The organism is Pseudomonas sp. JZ114 (genome assembly GCF_051027705.1).
In the GTDB taxonomy this organism is placed as follows: domain Bacteria; phylum Pseudomonadota; class Gammaproteobacteria; order Pseudomonadales; family Pseudomonadaceae; genus Chryseomonas; species Chryseomonas luteola.
This window is the reverse complement of the sequence record NZ_CP069256.1, coordinates 1,543,275-1,560,808: the sequence shown is the minus strand read 5'-3', so window position 1 is coordinate 1,560,808 and position 17,534 is coordinate 1,543,275. Positions and strand designations below refer to the sequence as shown.

General features: G+C 54.9%; 17 protein-coding genes. 7 read left to right on the top strand and 10 right to left on the bottom strand.

Annotated elements, in window-relative coordinates; all coding sequences use genetic code 11:
• Positions 1-83 precede the first annotated feature (83 nt).
• Positions 84-1,823: an IlvD/Edd family dehydratase gene (locus JQR90_RS07310; RefSeq protein ID WP_434140672.1), complete on the top strand. Its 1,740-nt coding sequence runs from the start codon at positions 84-86 to the stop codon at positions 1,821-1,823.
• 86 nt (positions 1,824-1,909) lie between these two features.
• Positions 1,910-2,623, top strand: coding sequence for a FadR/GntR family transcriptional regulator (locus tag JQR90_RS07305; protein WP_434140670.1), 714 nt, complete (start codon positions 1,910-1,912; stop codon positions 2,621-2,623).
• Positions 2,624-2,669: 46 nt separating this feature from the next.
• On the opposite strand, the gene JQR90_RS07300 is transcribed toward JQR90_RS07305, so the two are convergent.
• Both JQR90_RS07300 and araD1 read right to left on the bottom strand, forming a co-directional pair.
• A complete protein-coding gene (locus JQR90_RS07300; protein ID WP_125888922.1) occupies positions 2,670-4,256 on the bottom strand; it encodes an aldehyde dehydrogenase (NADP(+)) in 1,587 nt (528 codons plus the stop codon).
• A gap of 212 nt (positions 4,257-4,468) precedes the next feature.
• The gene (gene araD1 / locus JQR90_RS07295) at positions 4,469-5,464 is read right to left on the bottom strand and encodes an AraD1 family protein (RefSeq protein WP_074827406.1); all 996 of its coding nucleotides are present in this window, start codon (positions 5,462-5,464) and stop codon (positions 4,469-4,471) included.
• Positions 5,465-5,574: 110 nt separating this feature from the next.
• Between araD1 and JQR90_RS07290 the strand changes: the two genes are divergently transcribed.
• Positions 5,575-6,537: a LysR family transcriptional regulator gene (locus JQR90_RS07290; protein WP_019365966.1), complete on the top strand. Its 963-nt coding sequence runs from the start codon at positions 5,575-5,577 to the stop codon at positions 6,535-6,537.
• Here JQR90_RS07290 and JQR90_RS07285 read toward each other — a convergent pair.
• The 4 genes from JQR90_RS07285 to JQR90_RS07270 form a co-directional block, all read right to left on the bottom strand.
• A complete protein-coding gene (locus tag JQR90_RS07285; protein ID WP_125888924.1) occupies positions 6,527-7,684 on the bottom strand; it encodes an aldose epimerase family protein in 1,158 nt (385 codons plus the stop codon). The two genes, JQR90_RS07290 and JQR90_RS07285, sit on opposite strands and share 11 nt — an antisense overlap.
• Before the next feature lie 125 nt (positions 7,685-7,809).
• Complete coding sequence (gene cysB, locus JQR90_RS07280; protein WP_074827412.1) at positions 7,810-8,784, bottom strand: HTH-type transcriptional regulator CysB; 975 nt, start codon at positions 8,782-8,784, stop codon at positions 7,810-7,812.
• Positions 8,785-8,868: 84 nt separating this feature from the next.
• Positions 8,869-9,360, bottom strand: coding sequence for a universal stress protein (locus JQR90_RS07275; RefSeq protein ID WP_010797776.1), 492 nt, complete (start codon positions 9,358-9,360; stop codon positions 8,869-8,871).
• Between the two features lie 158 nt (positions 9,361-9,518).
• On the bottom strand, positions 9,519-9,845 hold the full coding sequence (locus JQR90_RS07270; RefSeq protein ID WP_010797775.1) for a hypothetical protein: 327 nt from the start codon (positions 9,843-9,845) through the stop codon (positions 9,519-9,521).
• Positions 9,846-10,029: 184 nt separating this feature from the next.
• Between JQR90_RS07270 and JQR90_RS07265 the strand changes: the two genes are divergently transcribed.
• Positions 10,030-11,106, top strand: coding sequence for a 3-deoxy-7-phosphoheptulonate synthase (locus tag JQR90_RS07265; RefSeq protein WP_026003971.1), 1,077 nt, complete (start codon positions 10,030-10,032; stop codon positions 11,104-11,106).
• A 53-nt stretch (positions 11,107-11,159) separates the two neighbouring features.
• Here the strand turns inward: JQR90_RS07265 and JQR90_RS07260 are convergent, their stop codons facing one another.
• Positions 11,160-11,444: a GNAT family N-acetyltransferase gene (locus tag JQR90_RS07260; RefSeq protein ID WP_010797773.1), complete on the bottom strand. Its 285-nt coding sequence runs from the start codon at positions 11,442-11,444 to the stop codon at positions 11,160-11,162.
• A gap of 458 nt (positions 11,445-11,902) precedes the next feature.
• Between JQR90_RS07260 and JQR90_RS07255 the strand changes: the two genes are divergently transcribed.
• Positions 11,903-12,154, top strand: a complete 252-nt coding sequence (locus JQR90_RS07255) for an Lpp/OprI family alanine-zipper lipoprotein (RefSeq protein WP_026003970.1) — start codon at positions 11,903-11,905, stop codon at positions 12,152-12,154.
• Between the two features lie 93 nt (positions 12,155-12,247).
• Here JQR90_RS07255 and JQR90_RS07250 read toward each other — a convergent pair whose 3' ends face one another.
• From JQR90_RS07250 to JQR90_RS07240, 3 genes are all read right to left on the bottom strand, one after another.
• A complete protein-coding gene (locus JQR90_RS07250) occupies positions 12,248-13,228 on the bottom strand; it encodes a L,D-transpeptidase family protein (RefSeq protein ID WP_010797771.1) in 981 nt (326 codons plus the stop codon).
• Positions 13,229-13,298: 70 nt separating this feature from the next.
• A complete protein-coding gene (locus tag JQR90_RS07245; protein ID WP_010797770.1) occupies positions 13,299-13,580 on the bottom strand; it encodes a hypothetical protein in 282 nt (93 codons plus the stop codon).
• A gap of 102 nt (positions 13,581-13,682) precedes the next feature.
• The gene (locus tag JQR90_RS07240) at positions 13,683-14,312 is read right to left on the bottom strand and encodes an arylesterase (protein ID WP_010797769.1); all 630 of its coding nucleotides are present in this window, start codon (positions 14,310-14,312) and stop codon (positions 13,683-13,685) included.
• Between the two features lie 11 nt (positions 14,313-14,323).
• Between JQR90_RS07240 and JQR90_RS07235 the strand changes: the two genes are divergently transcribed.
• Together JQR90_RS07235 and JQR90_RS07230 are read left to right on the top strand one after the other, a co-directional pair.
• Positions 14,324-15,004 carry an ABC transporter ATP-binding protein gene (locus tag JQR90_RS07235; RefSeq protein WP_010797768.1) on the top strand — a complete coding sequence of 227 codons (681 nt, stop codon included), beginning with the start codon at positions 14,324-14,326 and terminating at the stop codon, positions 15,002-15,004.
• Positions 15,005-17,512, top strand: coding sequence for an ABC transporter permease (locus JQR90_RS07230; protein WP_434140669.1), 2,508 nt, complete (start codon positions 15,005-15,007; stop codon positions 17,510-17,512).
• Positions 17,513-17,534: the final 22 nt, after the last annotated feature.

Below are 17,534 nucleotides of genomic sequence, written 5' to 3'. Positions count from 1 at the left end.
TCAACAACACTTCACATGAAAGCTTATTAAGTCTAAATTCGGATCAATACTTCCGTTTAGTATGACAAATAAGAGTTAACAACATGTCTGAGAAAAAAACCCAGTTGCGCTCGGCCCAGTGGTTTGGCAATGCCGACAAGAACGGCTTCATGTATCGCAGCTGGATGAAGAACCAGGGCATCCCGGACCACGAGTTCCAGGGCAAACCCATCATCGGGATCTGCAACACCTGGTCCGAACTTACCCCCTGCAACGCCCACTTCCGCAAGATTGCCGAGCACGTCAAGCGCGGCGTCTACGAAGCCGGCGGCTTTCCTGTCGAGTTTCCCGTCTTCTCCAATGGCGAGTCCAACCTGCGCCCCACCGCCATGCTGACCCGTAACCTGGCCAGCATGGACGTGGAGGAAGCCATCCGCGGCAACCCGGTCGATGCCGTGGTGCTGCTGACCGGCTGCGACAAGACCACTCCTGCGCTACTGATGGGCGCTGCCAGCTGCGACGTACCTGCCATCGTGGTGACCGGTGGCCCGATGCTCAACGGCAAGCACCACGGTCGCAACATCGGTGCCGGTACCATCGTCTGGCAGATGCACGAGGCCTATAAGGGTGGGCTGATCGACCTGAACGAGTTCCTCTCTGCTGAAGCCGGCATGTCCCGTTCGGCCGGTACCTGTAACACCATGGGTACTGCCTCCACCATGGCCTGCATGGCTGAAGCCCTGGGCACCTCGCTCCCGCATAACGCTGCGATCCCAGCCGTGGATTCGCGTCGCTATGTACTGGCGCACCTCTCTGGCATGCGTATCGTGGACATGGTGCATGAGGACCTTCGCCTGTCGAAGATCCTGACCAAGGAAGCCTTCGAGAATGCCATCCGCGTCAATGCTGCCATCGGCGGTTCGACCAATGCCGTGATTCACCTCAAGGCCATCGCTGGCCGTATGGGCGTAGACCTTGAGCTGGACGACTGGACGCGGGTCGGTCGCGGTATGCCTACCATCGTCGACCTGCAGCCGTCCGGTCGCTTCCTGATGGAAGAGTTCTACTACTCCGGTGGCCTGCCTGCCGTGATTCGCCGGATGGGCGAGGCAAACCTGCTGCCGCACCCTGATGCCCTGACTGCCAATGGCCAATCGATCTGGCAGAACTGCGCTGAGGCACCTATCTATGGCAAGGATGAGGTTATTCGTACGCTGGATAACCCGATTCGCCAGGACGGCGGAATCTGCGTGTTACGGGGCAACCTGGCACCCAAGGGCGCAGTGCTCAAACCCTCTGCTGCCACACCGGAGCTGATGCAGCACCGGGGCCGTGCTGTGGTGTTCGAGAACCTGGAGCATTACAAGGAGCGTGTGCTCGACCCGGACCTGGATATCGACGAGACCTGCGTCATGGTGCTCAAGAACTGCGGACCAAAAGGGTATCCGGGCATGGCTGAGGTGGGCAACATGGGTCTGCCGCCCAAGCTGCTGGCCAAGGGCATTACCGACATGGTGCGTATTTCCGATGCGCGCATGAGCGGGACGGCCTATGGGACGGTGGTACTGCACGTAGCGCCGGAGGCTTCGGCAGGTGGTCCGCTGGCGGTTGTGCGTGACGGTGACATGATCGAGCTGGACTGCGAGAACGGCCGTCTGCACCTGGATATCAGCGATGAAGAGCTGCAGGCCCGCCTGGCGGACTGGCAGGACCCGAACGCCAACCTGCTCGGTGGCGGTTACCGCAAGCTGTACGTGGACCACGTACTGCAGGCCGATGAGGGCTGCGATTTTGACTTCCTCGTCGGCTGCCGTGGCTCCGAGGTGCCGAGACATTCACATTGAGTGAGTTCTCAACGCCCCTTTCCGCATTGGCGAGGGGCGAATGTTATGATGCGCGGCCTCGAAACAGGATCGCCACGTCGCGCCTCATGGAATATCGCAAACCTTCACTTCGCAAAAGCATGCATGCCCGAATCGTTCAGGAGTTGGGCCGGCATATCGTTTCTGGCCACTTTCCTGCAGACACCAAGCTTCCGCCTGAAGCGTTGCTGTGCGAGGAGTATGCTGTCAGCCGCCCGGTGCTGCGCGAGGCAACCCGGGTCTTGGTAGCCAAAGGGCTTGTCTACTCCAAACCCAAGGTGGGCACGGTTGTCAGGCCTCGTCGCGAATGGCATATGCTTGATCCCGACGTACTGCACTGGCTGATGGAAACGACGCCACAAAACGATTTCTTCAACATGCTTTCAAGCGTGCGCTGCATTATAGAGCCCGCAGCCGCCGCGCTTGCTGCTACGCATGCCACACCTGATGACGTAGCGGCCATTGAGAACGCTTATCAGCGCATGGAAGCAGCCAAGACGCCGGAAGAGTGGTTACAACCGGACTTGGATTTCCACAGTCAGATTGCCGAAGCCACTCACAATGACCTCTTGGCTAACCTCTGCAACATGCTATCGCTGGCATTGCGCGAATCGCTCAAGCAATCAAACAGGCGTCCCAACCTTCATGAGTTCGCCCTTCCCCGCCATAAAGCGATCCTGACGGCTATTCAACATGGCGATGCCCTGGGCGCCAAACATGCCACCCTGGTACAACTAGAAGACGCACGTAAGGCTCTTACTCTGGTATTAGAGGGCGAATAGCCATAAAAAAGCCCCGGCACGCCGGGGCTTTTCATTAACGGAGCGATCAGCTCAGCGCATCGCGTGTCGTAACGCCGTTAACCAGACGGGCAATACCCAGCGGGTTAGCGTTCTTGAGTGGCTCAGGCAGCAATGCATCCGGGTAATTCTGGTAGCAGACCGGGCGCAGGAAGCGATCGATGGCCAACGTACCTACGGAGGTTCCGCGAGCATCGGACGTTGCCGGGTAAGGGCCACCATGAACCATGGAGTCACAGACCTCTACGCCGGTTGGATAACCATTGATCAACAGGCGCCCTGCTTTTTGCTCAAGCACAGCTGTCAGCTCAGCACCGTAGGTTTCCAAGTCACCCGGCTCGGCAATCAGCGTCGCAGTCAGCTGGCCATGCAGGCCATGCAATGCGCGAATCAGCTCGGCCTTATCGGCAACTTCTACCACAATGCTAGTTGGACCAAAAACCTCTTCCTGTAACAACTCATCACCTTCCAGCAGCAAGCTGACATCAGCCTTGAACAACTGTGGCTGAGCCTGATTGTTATTTTGCTGGGTTGCACCGGCAAGATGAGTAATACCGGAGTGAGCATTCAAATGCTCGAGACCTTTGACATAGCTCTTCAGGGTGCCTGCATTGAGCATGGTCTGCGCCGGCTGGTCATTCATGGTCGCGGCGAAACGCTCCAGGAATGCAGAGAACTCCGGCGAGCGAATGCCAATGATCAGGCCCGGGTTGGTACAGAACTGACCACATCCCAACACGACCGAAGCGGCCAGCTCGTTAGCCACATTATCGCCGCGCTGCTTGAGTGCTTCAGGCATCAGCAGAACCGGGTTGATACTGGACATTTCAGCAAAGACCGGGATCGGCTGAGGACGTGCAGCAGCCATATCACATAGTGCGCGACCACCTCGCAGCGAGCCCGTGAAACCGACCGCCTGGATGGCTGGGTGCTTGACGAGCTGCTCGCCGACGCCAGCGCCGTAGATCATATTGAAAACACCAGCCGGCATGCCAGTACGCTCAGCCGCACGAACAATGGCTTCAGCCACATATTCAGCTGTTCCCATGTGACCACTATGGGCCTTGAACACAACCGGGCAACCGGCAGCCAGCGCCGAAGCGGTGTCGCCGCCTGCGGTAGAGAATGCCAGCGGGAAGTTGCTTGCACCGAATACGGCTACTGGACCAAGACCGATACGGTATTGGCGCAGGTCTGGACGAGGCAGCGGCTTGCGGTCAGGCAAGGCACGGTCGATGCGCGCCCCGTAGAAATCACCACGACGCAGGACCTGAGCGAATAGGCGCATCTGTCCACTGGTGCGTCCACGCTCGCCTTGGATACGGCCAGCAGGCAATGCGGTTTCGCGGCAAACCAGCTGCACGAAATCGTCACCCAGCGCGTCCAGTTCGTCTGCAATGGCTTCCAAAAAGCTGGCACGCTTTTCAGCGCTCAGGCTGCGATAGATGGGATAAGCCTCTTGCGCAGCACGTGCAGCAGCATCAACTTCTTCAGGCGTAGCCTGATAGAACTTATACGATAACTGTTCTCCAGAGGTCGCATCCACGCTATAGACGATAGTTTCGCCTTTAGCACTACGCGCTCCGCCAACATAGTTATGTCCTGTGATCTGCATGCTTAACTCCTTGACCATAAAGGGTTTCAGGACACTGCGCGAGCCAATGCTCACGCAGATAAAATGAGAAGAACATCGGTGTCAGGCACTAAAGGTACATCCTGTCGGACTTTAAGTCATCATACAACATAGCAATTTAGTGATTTAACCGGCCTCTTATGAAGGCAGATTTAGCTGACAACCCACGTTTAAAGCACTTGATGTTCAGAAAGTTATAGCGCTTTGATGTTGCCTATTACGAAATCCGGCTTATGGGAAGCGATGCCATTGATCAGAGGTTTACCGAATTCAGGCATGCTGATTTCGAACCGATCTCCCGGCTGCGCCTTGATACCGTCAGCGAAGGACAGTGTAGCCGTTCCGAAAAAATGTACATGTACGTCGCCCGGACGCAAAAACTGGTTGTACTTGAAATGGTGATATTCAAGATTCGCCAGGCTGTGACACATATTCTCTTCGCCTGAAAGAAATTCCTTTTCCCAAAGGACCTCACCGTTACGGCGAATCCGGCTCATACCTGAAAGGTGGCGAGGCAGCTCACCTACTCGTAATTCAGGCCCAAATGCGCAACAGCGCAGTTTAGAGTGCGCTAGATAAAGGTAGTTTTTCCGTTCCATGACATGATCGGAAAACTCATTTCCCAGCGCAAAACCTACCCGATAAGGTTCCCCGTCATCACCGATGACATACAGGCCGGTTAATTCAGGCTCTTCACCGGCATCTTCGGCAAACTCGGGAAGGGAAAAATCCTCGCCCGGACGGACAACAATGCTGCCGTCACCCTTGTAGAACCATTCTGGCTGCGCCCCCACTTCACCGGCCGAAGGTCGTCCGCCTTCAAGTCCCCAGTTGAACATACGCATGCTGTCGGTCAACTTGGCTTCGTCCTGATTGTTGTGCTGATGCATCTTGTCTCGCGTAGAAGCACTGCCCAGATGCGTAAGCCCGGTTCCGGTAACCAGGCAGTGGGCCGTATCGTCATGATCCAGCGGAGGTAATACGCGACGGGCTTCAAGCACACTGTCATAACTCGGCCCTGGCTCGGTACCCTGCGCCTGGACCTCAGCAACCAGATCACGTCCGTTTCGGATTGCATTCAGTGCCAGCTCACGTGTCGTGCGAACATTACGTACAATCTGGAGATTCTCGCCTTCAACCACTCCTACATGGCGCTGGCCTTCTGAAGTCTCAAATTGAATCAGTCTCATGGGGTTTGCTCTTATCGTTATGGGCTGAATGGATAGCGCATACTTTACGGCGCGCGCAGAACGCTGCCTAATGAGAGGTACTGATTAAGTGATAACCTTTGGTTATTCCCATGATTCCATCTTTGAATTCCATTTCATCGCGCCTACGCGTACGTCAGCTCAAGCTTCTCATTGCCCTTGAGGAGCATGGCTCACTGCACAAGGCTGCCGAGCAGGTTGCTATTACTCAACCGGGTGCAACAAAAGCCCTCCATGAAATTGAAGCGACACTAGGCGCCACCCTTTTTACACGTACCAGTCAGGGACTGGTGCCTAACGATCTGGGACGCTGCGTGATTCGGTATGCGCGCCTTATTCAGTCCGACATTGCCCACCTCAGGGAAGAAATGATTGGCATCCTGCATGGTCAGGGTGGCCGGTTGTCCATTGGCGTTATCATGGGTGCGGTGCCGCTGCTCATGCAGTCGCTCAATCGGCTTCGCCAGAAACAGCCGGAACTGTCGATTCATATCGCGGAGGACACCAGCGCGCGACTGCTTGCCCTTCTCGACCAAGGGCGGGTAGACGTAGTGATTTGCCGAACCAGCGTAAGCACCCGGCCTGATGCGTATGAAAAGCTGATCGAACATCCAGAAAGCCTGGCGCTGGTGGCTCATCCCAACCATCCGCTGGCCAACGCATCACTTTCCAGTCTGGACGAGCTGACAGGCTATCGCTGGGTTGTCTATCCCTCCAACATGCCCATGCGCCTCGCGCTCGAACAGCAGTTTCGCCTTGCAGGGCTCGACTTTCCGCGCTATCCCATCGAAACGGCCTCTACGTTCACGATGCTTAGCCTGTTGCAGGAGGATCCGCATCTTCTGGCTGTGATGCCTAGCGATGTAGCGCTCTTCAGTGAACGCTTTGGCTTGCTCAAGCGGTTTTCCATTGACCTGCAAATCAACAGCGAGCCCTATAGCGTTGTCATTCGCCAGGGCATGGACGTCACCGCACCGGCCAAAATGCTGATTGAAGAACTAAGGCAGGATATGGGGCTGACGGTGCAGCCCCATAGGCAGGAGATTACTGCTTGAGGGTCGAGAATTTGTAGATGGTAGTCTGCTTGTATGTCTCGCCGGGATTCAAGCGAGTGCTGGCAAAGTTGGGCTGGTTTGGTGCATCGGGGAAGTGCTGAGCCTCCAGCGTAAACGCTCCCCAGTGCGGATAAACTTTGCCTTGCTTGCCTTTGATAGTGCCATCCAGAAAGTTGCTGGTATAAAACTGCACACCCGGCTCGGTTGTATACATCTCTAGACGCCGCCCGGATGATGGATCAAAAGCCGTAACCGCTACGGCATCGAGCTGCCCCGGCTTATCGAATGCCCAGTTGAAATCAAAACCACCCTGTTTGGGCTCGGCATATTTCAGCTGTTGGTCGTTGTCACGAATGTGCGCACCGATAGCAGTCGGATGGACAAAGTCCATAGGCGTACCCTTCACATCAGCCAATTCCCCGGTTGGAATCAGCGTTGAATCAATCGGGGTGAACTTGGACGCATGGATAGTCACCTTTTGGTCAAGAATGGTCCCGTTGCCAGCGCCCGCCAGATTGAAATAACTGTGATTGGTCAGGTTGACTACCGTAGGCTTATCCGTCGTTGCGGTATATTCGATCTGCAACTCGTTATGCTCGTTGAGAGTGTAACGCACAGTAGTTGTGAGCGTGCCTGGAAAGCCCATCTCACCATCAGACGAAACATAGCTAAGCGATACGCCTTTCCAATCCTTGCCCTCGATAGGCTTGGCCTGCCATACCTTGGTATTGAAACCTTCCGGCCCGCCATGCAGGGCGTTTGGATCGTTATTGATCGGCACCTGATACGTCTTGCCATCAAGCTCGAACTTACCCTTGGCCAGGCGATTGCCGAATCGGCCGATCAGCGCACCAAAGTAAACGGTGCCGTTATCCAGATAGCCTTTCACATCATCAAAACCTAGAACGACATCTTCCATATGCCCTTTTGCATCGGGCACCTCAATGGATTGGACGATACCACCATAAGTAATGATGCCAACTCGCATTCCGTTGCTGTTTTGTAACGTATAGCGCTCAATGGCACGGCCATCAGGAAGTGACCCGAACGGGGCACGATCAACATGCAACGAGCTGGCTTGGGAGAGTCCGGACATAAGAGCGAAACCTATACCTAGCAGAACAGCAGACTTTCGGGACACTTTCATCGTATGAACCTCGTATTGTTTTTCTTGTAAGGGACACTTGTGAGCCGCTGGAAAGCTCACCCCGTCACTCTGACACAAAATGAGACGAAGTGACTCCCTTTCTTTCATACGATGATTAAGCGAATCTAGTAGGTCGGCAATGTGACTTCAGCAAATAGGTCTTCAACTTCCTGGCGGCTATGGCACTGCATCGCCTGCACCAGGACTTCACGCGTCAGATGCGGGGCGAAACGACTAATGAAGTCACACATATATCCCCGCAGGAAGGTCCCCCGACGCAAGCCGATCTTGGTAATGCTGGCCTCGAACAATTCACTGGCGTCCAGCGCAACAAGGTCACTGTCGAGCTTATGGTCAACCGCCATATCCGCCACGATTCCCACCCCCAGACCGAGCCTTACATAGGTCTTGATAACGTCGGCATCGGCTGCGGTGAAAACGACTTTTGGCTCCAATCCTCGCCGGCTAAAGGCCTCATCCAGCTTGGAACGTCCTGTAAAACCGAATACGTAGGTGACGATGGGATGCTCGGCCAGGGCTTCCAGGGTGAGCTTGGGCACTTTGGCCAAGGGGTGACTATGGGGCACGATGACACATCGATTCCATCGATAGCAGGGCAGCATGATCAGATCACCAAAATGCTCAAGGCCTTCCGTTGCAATGGCAAAATCAACTGTGCCATCTGCTGCCATTTCAGCAATCTGCATAGGTGTACCCTGCTGCATGTGCAGGGCGACATCCGGATACTGCTTCATGAAATCACTGATCACATCCGGCAAGGCATAGCGGGCCTGGGTGTGCGTCGTGGAGATTGAAAGCGTGCCTTTCTTCTCGTTGGAGAACTCTTGAGCGATCTGCTTGATGCTTTCGCACTTACGCAGGATCTCACCAGCGGTCTGGATAATCCGCTCACCCGCTGGCGTAATGCGTGTCAGGTGCTTGCCGCTTCGAGCAAACACCTCTACCCCCAACTCATCCTCAAGCAACCGGATCTGCTTACTGATGCCTGGCTGGGAGGTATACAGGCTTTGCGCTGTTGCAGAAACATTGAGATCGTGATGCGCCACTTCCCATATGTACCTCAATTGCTGAAGCTTCATGATGGCTCCTTGCTATAGCTAACAGCACCGTTGTTATAACCTATACTAACGCACTACAAAAATATTTATAGCCATTGGTAATTATCAATGGCTGCGATGCTGCAACATGGGTACAAGATAGACAGGCACATCCGCCATTTGCAGAACTTTGCCTGCAGTACGTCCCAGCGGTGTATCCCAAGCGCTGCCATGACTATGACTGCCCAACACGATCAAATCGACAGCCAGATCATGGGACTGATCAAGAATGACCTGAGCGGGATCTCCCTGAACGACCCGCACCAAGCGGATACGGTCAAACTCCTGCGCAGCCTCCCCCATTTCATCGCGCAGACACTCAATCACGCGCTGCTCAATATTGGCTAAAACGGTATTGAAACCCTGCTTGTTCAATTGTGCCAACGTGGAGGCATCCATATAGGTTTGCAAAATCGAGTCAGCGAACAACCCCAAGGGTTCAACCGCATGTACGACATACAACTTAGCATCATGCGCTCGCGCCAAGGAAAGCGCATGCTGCAAGACAGAGGATGAGTAGATGCCCAGATCAGTTGCATAAAGAATCGATTGGATCAATTGGCCCCCTCAACTACTGACGTGGATGGCCGTCATACGACATGCCGAATGCTTATTCATCACAGGAAAGCGTAGCAGCGTATTGCCACTTCGCCGTGCAAAATGCTGGTAAATGCCTTAATTTGCGAACTTGGTTAGTTAACATCACACTTCTCTCATCAAGGTAAATCATCAGCATCACGGCTCAGACAAGCCAGAATTCCCTGATTCAATTCAGACTCGGTCATCCGCGTTTTCAGCCCGCCATAAAATAGCCCCTGACGTACTACGAACAGAGCAGGCAAGTGAAATACCTCATAGCGCTGCACCATTCCTCCGTTTCGCTCCGCATCGACCCAGGCGATTCGATCGCATGGCAAGTTCATCTCCGGCAAGCGCTCTCGCGCCCACCGGCAACTTGAGCACCCTTCACCAGTGAAGATAAGCAACGTTACTCCCGAAAGCGCCAACAACGCCTGATCCGCATCAAGATCGCTTAATTCCACAAAGCCTCGCTATTTCGTACTGGTCAAGACATCCAAGGACGCAACAGGCCGCTTCGTCTCTCGAACCGGAAAAGGCCATTGTCGCCTCCTATGAAGACACGTTATGGTTAGCCTCTTGTCAACCTTTTACCGCGTAACGCCAGCCGGTTATGCCCAAGCAGGCACCGTGGCCTCCGAGAACACTATGGCCGATTTACCTATAAATGACCTAAACGTCGTATCAAACGACCCCCTGATAACGCCTGAGCGACTCAAACTAGAGATTCCTTTGACCGAAAGCGCCTCCAAGACAGTCGCTCAGGGTCGCCAGGTGGTGCGTGATATCCTTGATGGCAAGGATCATCGGATTTTTGTCGTGATTGGCCCCTGCTCCATTCATGACATCAAGGCAGCCCACGAGTACGCCGACCGCCTGAAGGTTCTGGCCGAAAAAGTTTCCGATACCCTCTTCCTTGTCATGCGGGTGTATTTTGAGAAGCCGCGGACGACAGTCGGCTGGAAAGGGCTTATCAACGATCCCTACCTGGACGACTCCTTCAAGATTCAGGATGGTTTGCACATTGGTCGCCAATTGCTGCTGGAGCTGGCCGAGAAAGGCTTGCCTACTGCCACCGAAGCACTAGATCCCATCTCACCACAGTATCTTCAGGACCTGATCAGCTGGTCTGCAATTGGCGCCCGGACCACGGAGTCCCAAACGCACCGTGAAATGGCTTCCGGCCTTTCATCGGCCGTTGGCTTCAAGAACGGCACCGATGGCAGCCTGACCGTTGCTATCAACGCCTTGCAATCGGTCTCAAACCCACATCGTTTCCTCGGCATCAATCAGCAGGGACAGGTCTCGATCGTGCAAACCAAAGGTAACCCCTACGGTCATGTGGTTCTGCGCGGCGGTAACGGCAAACCGAACTACGACTCGGTCAGCGTTGCGGTATGCGAACGTGAATTAAGCAAAGCCAAGGTCAAGGCTAATATCATGGTGGATTGCAGCCATGCAAACTCTAACAAGGATGCCTCACTGCAGCCGCTGGTAATGGATAACGTTGCCAACCAGATAATCGAAGGCAACCAGTCCATTATCGGATTGATGGTAGAGAGCCATCTGGGCTATGGCAACCAGCCGATTCCTAAGGATCTCAACGAACTGAAATACGGCGTTTCGGTTACAGATGCCTGCATCGATTGGGAAATGACGGAACAGAGCATCATGAGCATGCATAACAAGCTCAAGGACGTACTGCCCAAGCGCAAGCGCGATTGATTGCCAGTCTTCTTATAGCCGGGTTCTTTACCCGGCTTTTTTATGCCTGTCGATTAGTGAGGAGCCGTTAGCTTCTGCTGACGCCGCTCGATATAACGCTCGACATAGGAGCAGGATGGAATGACGCTGTAGCCACGTGACTCCGCGTAAGTCAGTGCGTGTTCGGCTAACGCTGCGGCTATTCCCCTGCCCCGCAGATTATCGGGCACAAAGGTTCTGTAAAAATCCATGGTCTGCTTACCAAGATCCATATAGGCAAGATACGCGCGCTGCCCATCGACGTGGATGACAAATTGGTGAGATGAGAGGTCGTGGTCGATTGAAAACGACTCGTTCATATCTGCTCCTTGGCGGAAAACCGATTACCCGCCTTATCTCTCTTATTGGGAAGCGACATTGCTGCCGAGCCTATTTTCAGACTACAGAAATGGCTGCCCCGTTCGGGCCGGCCATCGCACAACAATCATGACCTTAGGCTTAATACAACGAGCATCTGGCGCAAGACTAAGAGCTTAATAGTGCGTTGAAGTTTGCATTAATACAACCCATTAGCCTTGTAACTGTTTGCCTTAGTCGCGCTCCTTATACCGTCAGAAAACCCGTCATCAGTCACCCTTGGACACTTTTTAAGCAACGCAATGTCAATTTATCGAGCTTATGAAAGGGAAAGTGAAAAAAACTCGCGAACCTTGCATTCGCTCAGTTTACTTACTACACGTTATGAGTAGTATGTAGCGCGCAATTTTCCGCTGGGAAATTTGCACTCTATATGGAAGTCCACCTCAAGGGGATAATGATGAACAACGCTCTGAAATTTGCCGCTCTGGCTCTGGCAGCTGCCCTGGCTACTGGTTGCAGCCACGCTTCCAAAGAAAGCGAAGCCCGTCTGACCGCTACTGAAGACGCTGCTGCTCGCGCTCAGGCTCGTGCTGACGAAGCTTATCGTCATGCTGACGACGCTCTGGCTGCTGCTCAGAAAGCTCAGCAGACTGCTGACGAAGCTAACGAGCGCGCTCTGCGTATGCTGGAAAAAGCCAGCCGCAAATAATAGGTCTCTGACCTGTTAAGCCGACTCTCGGGTCGGCTTTTGCGAGCAACAAAAAGCCCGCCATTTTGGCGGGCTTTTTGTTGCCACACTGTTTTATAGCGCTGCAGCAGGCTGATCAGCGGCAGTCGCAGCAGTTTGAGAAGCCTGATTGATGGTAGCAGCCACCTCTACGGGCAGACCATCCTGCGCCGTGACGATGTCCTTTACCAATTCCCAGTTCAGCTCAGCGTGACCACTCAAGTCCTCGCGACGGATCATGGCATTCACTACAGCCGTGTGCTGGTCGATCATGGCCGGCTTGCCATTTTCGCTCGAGAGCGGCTCATGCGCCTCCAGATACAGCTTGCCTTGGCTGATACCAAACTTGTAAGGCTCGTTGATGATGCGTACAGGGGTGTTCACCGGAACCATTCCAACGAACTCCTTGAGATCCTCATTCAGCATCCGGAAACAGCCGTGGCTGACCTGCATGCCGATACCAAATTTCTTGTTGGAACCGTGGATCAGATAACCTGGTAGCGCAAGGTTCAACTTGTAGGGTCCAAGCGGATTGTCCGGCCCAGGCGGAACCACGGCAGGAAGCGGATCACCATCGGCGGCGTGCTCGGCACGAATCGATGCAGGCGGATACCAGCTGGGGTCCTTGGTCTTGGCGGTGATTCGGGTAGTCCCAACAGGCGACCCCCATCCTTCACGTCCAATTCCCAATGGGTAGGTGAAAACCGTATTACCCCCTTTGGGGTAGTAGTACATACGGTACTCAGCCAGATTAATGACAACCCCTTCACGCGGCCCAGGCGGCAGGATGAACCGTGTAGGCAGAACTACTTCGGTACCCGCCCCTGGCAACCAGGCATCAACGCCCGGGTTCGCTGCCACCATCTCCGAATAGCCAAGATCGTACTTCTCACCGAGGTCTGCAAATGTGTCTTCGTAGGCGGCCTTGATAACCTGCACCTCGCCCACGATATCTTCACCAGGCGGTGGAAGCGGCAATTCCAGGGCGCAAGCCGTACCGGCAGTCAGACTAACGGCAAGCGATAAACAGGCGATAGATGATGCGCGAGACAACATCGAAAAATCCTTTGAAAAGAATGCTGTAAATAGTGTCAGTGTAACACTGCGCCTATAAGGTCGTGAGACCTCAGAGGAACGAAACAGTACCCACTTCACCCCGTTTATCTGCTTCCAGACGTTCCATGCACTGGGGGCATAACTGCGAGTGTCTCAGCCAATGCCGAGCCAATGGCTGAAACTTGGGCTCGGCCGGGAGAAGGCTGCCGCACAATGTGCGATCGGCATGTCCGCCTAGCTCAAGCTGGCGTGCAACGATGTGCAGCCGTGTTGTCCGGCAGGCGAACAGATCGAGCTGTGAATCAGGCACGATAAGTTGAAAGCCAAACAAGGACCAGGCGTGACGCGACATTTGAGGCTCCAGAAGGGGGGCGCAACCTTAACGGAAAGGCGTTGACCTGAAAAGCAGGTGAACCGGATTTAACCGCCCCAAACTGTAAAATCTTACAAAATGTCAGTGCTTTGCATTCTGCGTCCGTTCAAGCAAGGGCTGTAAGGCTTGCCAGGCATTTTCCAGTAGTCTTGGCTGTCCGGCTGCATTGGGATGAATTCCGTCTGGCTGCATGTACTGCTCTATTCCTCCAACCCCCTCCAGAAAGAAGGGCACCAGTGCGACCTTTTTTTCTTCAGCCAGACTGGAATAAACCGCAGCGAAACGCTCGGTATACTGAATGCCATAGTTGGGCGGCAACCGCATTCCTAGAAGCAGTACCTTGGCACCTGCCTGCTTGGACTGGTCAATCATTGATGCAAGATTCTGTTGCAATTGCGCAGGGGGCTGGCCTCGCAAACCATCATTGCCGCCCAGCTCAATCAGCACAACATCAGGCTTATGCTCATTAAGTAACGGCGATAGCCGGGAAAGCCCGCCGGCACTGGTGTCACCGCTGATCGAGGCATTGATGACTTTGTAGCTGCCCTTCTGTTCGTCCAGCCGTTTTTCAAGCAGCGAAGCCCATCCTTGGCCCGTTTCTATCCCCAAACCGGCACTGATACTATCTCCAACGATCAAAAGCGTCTGTGCTGCGGCGTGTTGCGCAATTAGAAACAGCGCGAGACAGCCGCCCGATAACCATTTACGCATGCGGAATCCTCATGAGCGCCAGCATTCTAGTTGCCCAGAACCTTAGCAAGGTTGTACCCAGCGCGGAAGGTGAACTCACCATCCTTCATGGCCTCGACCTTGAATTGGCAAAGGGCGACAGCCTAGCCATCGTAGGCAGCTCAGGCTCCGGCAAATCCACTCTGCTAGGCCTGTTGGCCGGGTTAGATCAGCCGAGTGAGGGGGATGTTGTTCTGGCGGGACATGCTCTGGCCGCATTGTCAGAGGATGAGCGTGCGCGAATACGTGCCGAGCATGTCGGATTCGTTTTTCAGTCGTTTCAACTGCTCGACAGCCTGACCGCTTTAGAAAATGTCATGCTCCCCATGGAGCTTGAAGGTTACAAAAATGCGCGTGATCGCGCCGAGTCTCTTCTGGAACGAGTCAATCTGGGGCATCGCCTGAGTCATTATCCGCGCCAGCTTTCTGGAGGCGAGCAGCAACGAGTCGCCATCGCACGGGCGTTCGCTGCTAACCCCAAGGTGTTGTTTGCCGACGAGCCTACCGGGAACCTGGATACCACTACTGGCGCCCGTATCAGCGACCTGTTATTCGAACTGAACACAGAGCTTGGAACCACCCTGGTGCTGGTGACCCATGATGAGCGACTCGCGCAGCGATGCAATCGTCTGATACGTCTGGAAAGCGGCCGCCTAGTCACATTGGAGGCCTGAATGACTCGCCTCCCCTTCTTCCGATTATTGCGTCAAGCCAGCCGGCAGCTTATGCGAGAAGTTCGAGCCGGAGAGCTGCGAGTGCTCTTCTTTGCACTGGTGATTGCGGTTGCCTCAAGCTGTGCGATCGGTTATTTCACGGCTCGCCTGAACGAAGCCATGGTGTTGAGGGCCACGGAGTTTCTAGGCGGTGACCTGGCACTGCGAGGTACCTCGGCAGCTCATCAAGAGCAGATCGATGCCGGCCTTGCCCAAGGGCTGAAACATGCTCAAACCATAGAGTTTTCCAGCGTCATTGCCGGTGAACAGGCCATTCAACTGTCCAGCGTCAAAGCCGTCAGCGGCTCCTATCCGCTCAGGGGACAGCTCAAGAGCACGCTCACTCCACAAGGTCAGGAAACAGTTGGAGGCCTTCCAGATCCTGGGGAGGCCTGGGTCGAGGCTCGTCTGTTACCGGCACTTGAACTGAAGATAGGTGACACGATCGATGTTGGTCGTAAAACACTACGTATCTCTCGCATCCTGACCTACGAACCCGATCGCGCTGGGGACTTTTACAGTTTGACGCCACGTGTCCTGATGAACAGTGCAGACCTGCCGGCCACTGAAGTCATCCAGCCGGGCAGCCGGGTTCGCTACCGAGACCTCTGGAGTGGAGCGACCGATCAGCTGGAGCGTTACCGGGCAACGCTCGAACGTAGTCTCGATGTCAATCAGCGAATCGAGGACCCACGCGACGGTAATCGTCAGCTCGGCAGCGCCTTGGACCGAGCGCAACGCTACCTGGGATTAGCGAGCCTCGCCGCCGTGTTGTTGGCTGGCGTGGCCGTGGCCATGTCGGCCAATCGCTTCGCAGTCAGGCGCTTCGACGCAAGCGCTCTGCTCCGCTGCCTTGGGCTTTCGCGCCGGGAAGCCTTGATTCTGTATAGCGTGCAACTGGCCATGCTCGGACTGGCGGCCAGCGTACTGGGTGCTGTACTGGGCTGGCTTGCCCAATTTCTGCTCTTCCACCTGATGGCAGGGTTGCTGCCCGCAACAATCCCCAGTGCAGGACTATTTCCAGCACTTGCGGGTATGGGGACGGGCCTGATCGCGCTTGCTGGTTTCGCGTTGCCGCCCCTGGCTGCACTTGGCCGAGTCCCGCCCCTGCGCGTTCTGCGCAGCGACCTTCTTCCTGTCCCTCCCAGAAGCTGGGTCGTCTATGGTACGGCCCTGCTGGCCTTAGGGCTGATCATGTGGCGGTTATCGCTGGATCTCAGGCTAACCCTGGCACTGCTAGGTGGCGGACTGATTGCCACAGTGGTGCTTGGCGGATTAATGCTGCTGGGCTTGAAAGGATTACGCCGCCTGCTGGCCTCGGCACCGCTTGCCTGGCGTTTAGGGCTGGGCCAATTGCTTCGTCATCCAGTCGCTGCTGCCGGACAGGCCCTGGCATTTGGCCTGATCTTGTTGGCGATGGCGCTTATTGCCTTGTTGCGCGGAGAAATACTGGACCGCTGGCAGGACCAGCTGCCAGCGGACTCCCCCAATTACTTTGCACTCAATATCCTGCCTGCCGAGAAGGACGCCTTTGCGGCACAGATCGGCCAGCTGTCGCCCAATCCGAAACCGTTATATCCCATCGTGCAGGGTCGTTTGGTGTTGATCAATGGCGAGCCTGCCAGCGAGGTCGTAGAAAGTGAGTCACGCGGAGACCGCGCCACGCGTCGCGACCTTAGTCTTACCTGGGCTGACACGCTGCCTTCAGGTAATGTCATCACTGCCGGACGGTGGTGGGACGCCACACCTCCAACACGTGATCTGCCGGGCGTATCCGTAGAGGCAGAACTGGCCAAGAGCCTCAAAGTAGGGATAGGCGATCATCTCAGCTTCAATATTGCCGGCAAGATCATAGAGGCGCAGGTGAGTAGTCTGCGAACCGTAGACTGGAATAACTTTCAGCCCAATTTCTTCATGATCTTTCAGACGGGAACGTTTACCAATGTTCCCGTCACCTATCTCACCAGCTTTTACATTCCGCCTGGCCATGACCGGGCCATGGTTGAGTTGGCACGTCAGTTTCCAGCCGCAACGTTATTGCCTATCGATGCGATCCTTGCGCAACTACGCAGCATCCTGGGCCAAGTAACCATTGCGGTAGAATTCGTCTTGCTCTTTGTATTGGCCGCTGGAATGACGGTCTTGTTTGCCGGTCTTCAATCCACACTGGATGAGCGCATACGCCAGGGTGCACTTTTGCGGGCACTGGGATCAGAGCGACGACTCCTGATACGCACCCGCCGGGTTGAATTTGCCTTGCTTGGCGCAACCAGTGGACTTTTGGCAGCATTAGGGTGTGAGATCATTACAGCTTTGCTGTATCGCCTTGTGTTCGATATGCCATGGCAACCACACCCATGGCTTTTGCTGCTTCCCCTGATAGGCGCAGCAATGATTGCAGCAGCCGGTCTTTTGGGAACGAGACGGGCATTGACGGTCAGTCCGCTACGCATTCTGCGGGAAGGTTAATCAGGTTTTTATATGGAATGGA

Excerpts from the sequence above, each read along its gene's own strand:
- JQR90_RS07310 (WP_434140672.1), top strand. The coding sequence starts at position 84 with ATGTCTGAGAAAAAAACCCAGTTGCGCTCGGCCCAGTGGTTTGGCAAT.
- JQR90_RS07305 (WP_434140670.1), top strand. The coding sequence starts at position 1,910 with ATGGAATATCGCAAACCTTCACTTCGCAAAAGCATGCATGCCCGAATC.
- JQR90_RS07300 (WP_125888922.1), bottom strand. The coding sequence starts at position 4,256 with ATGCAGATCACAGGACATAACTATGTTGGCGGAGCGCGTAGTGCTAAA.
- araD1 (WP_074827406.1), bottom strand. The coding sequence starts at position 5,464 with ATGAGACTGATTCAATTTGAGACTTCAGAAGGCCAGCGCCATGTAGGA.
- JQR90_RS07290 (WP_019365966.1), top strand. The coding sequence starts at position 5,575 with ATGATTCCATCTTTGAATTCCATTTCATCGCGCCTACGCGTACGTCAG.
- JQR90_RS07285 (WP_125888924.1), bottom strand. The coding sequence starts at position 7,684 with ATGAAAGTGTCCCGAAAGTCTGCTGTTCTGCTAGGTATAGGTTTCGCT.
- cysB (WP_074827412.1), bottom strand. The coding sequence starts at position 8,784 with ATGAAGCTTCAGCAATTGAGGTACATATGGGAAGTGGCGCATCACGAT.
- JQR90_RS07265 (WP_026003971.1), top strand. The coding sequence starts at position 10,030 with ATGGCCGATTTACCTATAAATGACCTAAACGTCGTATCAAACGACCCC.
- JQR90_RS07260 (WP_010797773.1), bottom strand. The coding sequence starts at position 11,444 with ATGAACGAGTCGTTTTCAATCGACCACGACCTCTCATCTCACCAATTT.
- JQR90_RS07255 (WP_026003970.1), top strand. The coding sequence starts at position 11,903 with ATGAACAACGCTCTGAAATTTGCCGCTCTGGCTCTGGCAGCTGCCCTG.
- JQR90_RS07250 (WP_010797771.1), bottom strand. The coding sequence starts at position 13,228 with ATGTTGTCTCGCGCATCATCTATCGCCTGTTTATCGCTTGCCGTTAGT.
- JQR90_RS07245 (WP_010797770.1), bottom strand. The coding sequence starts at position 13,580 with ATGTCGCGTCACGCCTGGTCCTTGTTTGGCTTTCAACTTATCGTGCCT.
- JQR90_RS07240 (WP_010797769.1), bottom strand. The coding sequence starts at position 14,312 with ATGCGTAAATGGTTATCGGGCGGCTGTCTCGCGCTGTTTCTAATTGCG.
- JQR90_RS07235 (WP_010797768.1), top strand. The coding sequence starts at position 14,324 with ATGAGCGCCAGCATTCTAGTTGCCCAGAACCTTAGCAAGGTTGTACCC.
- JQR90_RS07230 (WP_434140669.1), top strand. The coding sequence starts at position 15,005 with ATGACTCGCCTCCCCTTCTTCCGATTATTGCGTCAAGCCAGCCGGCAG.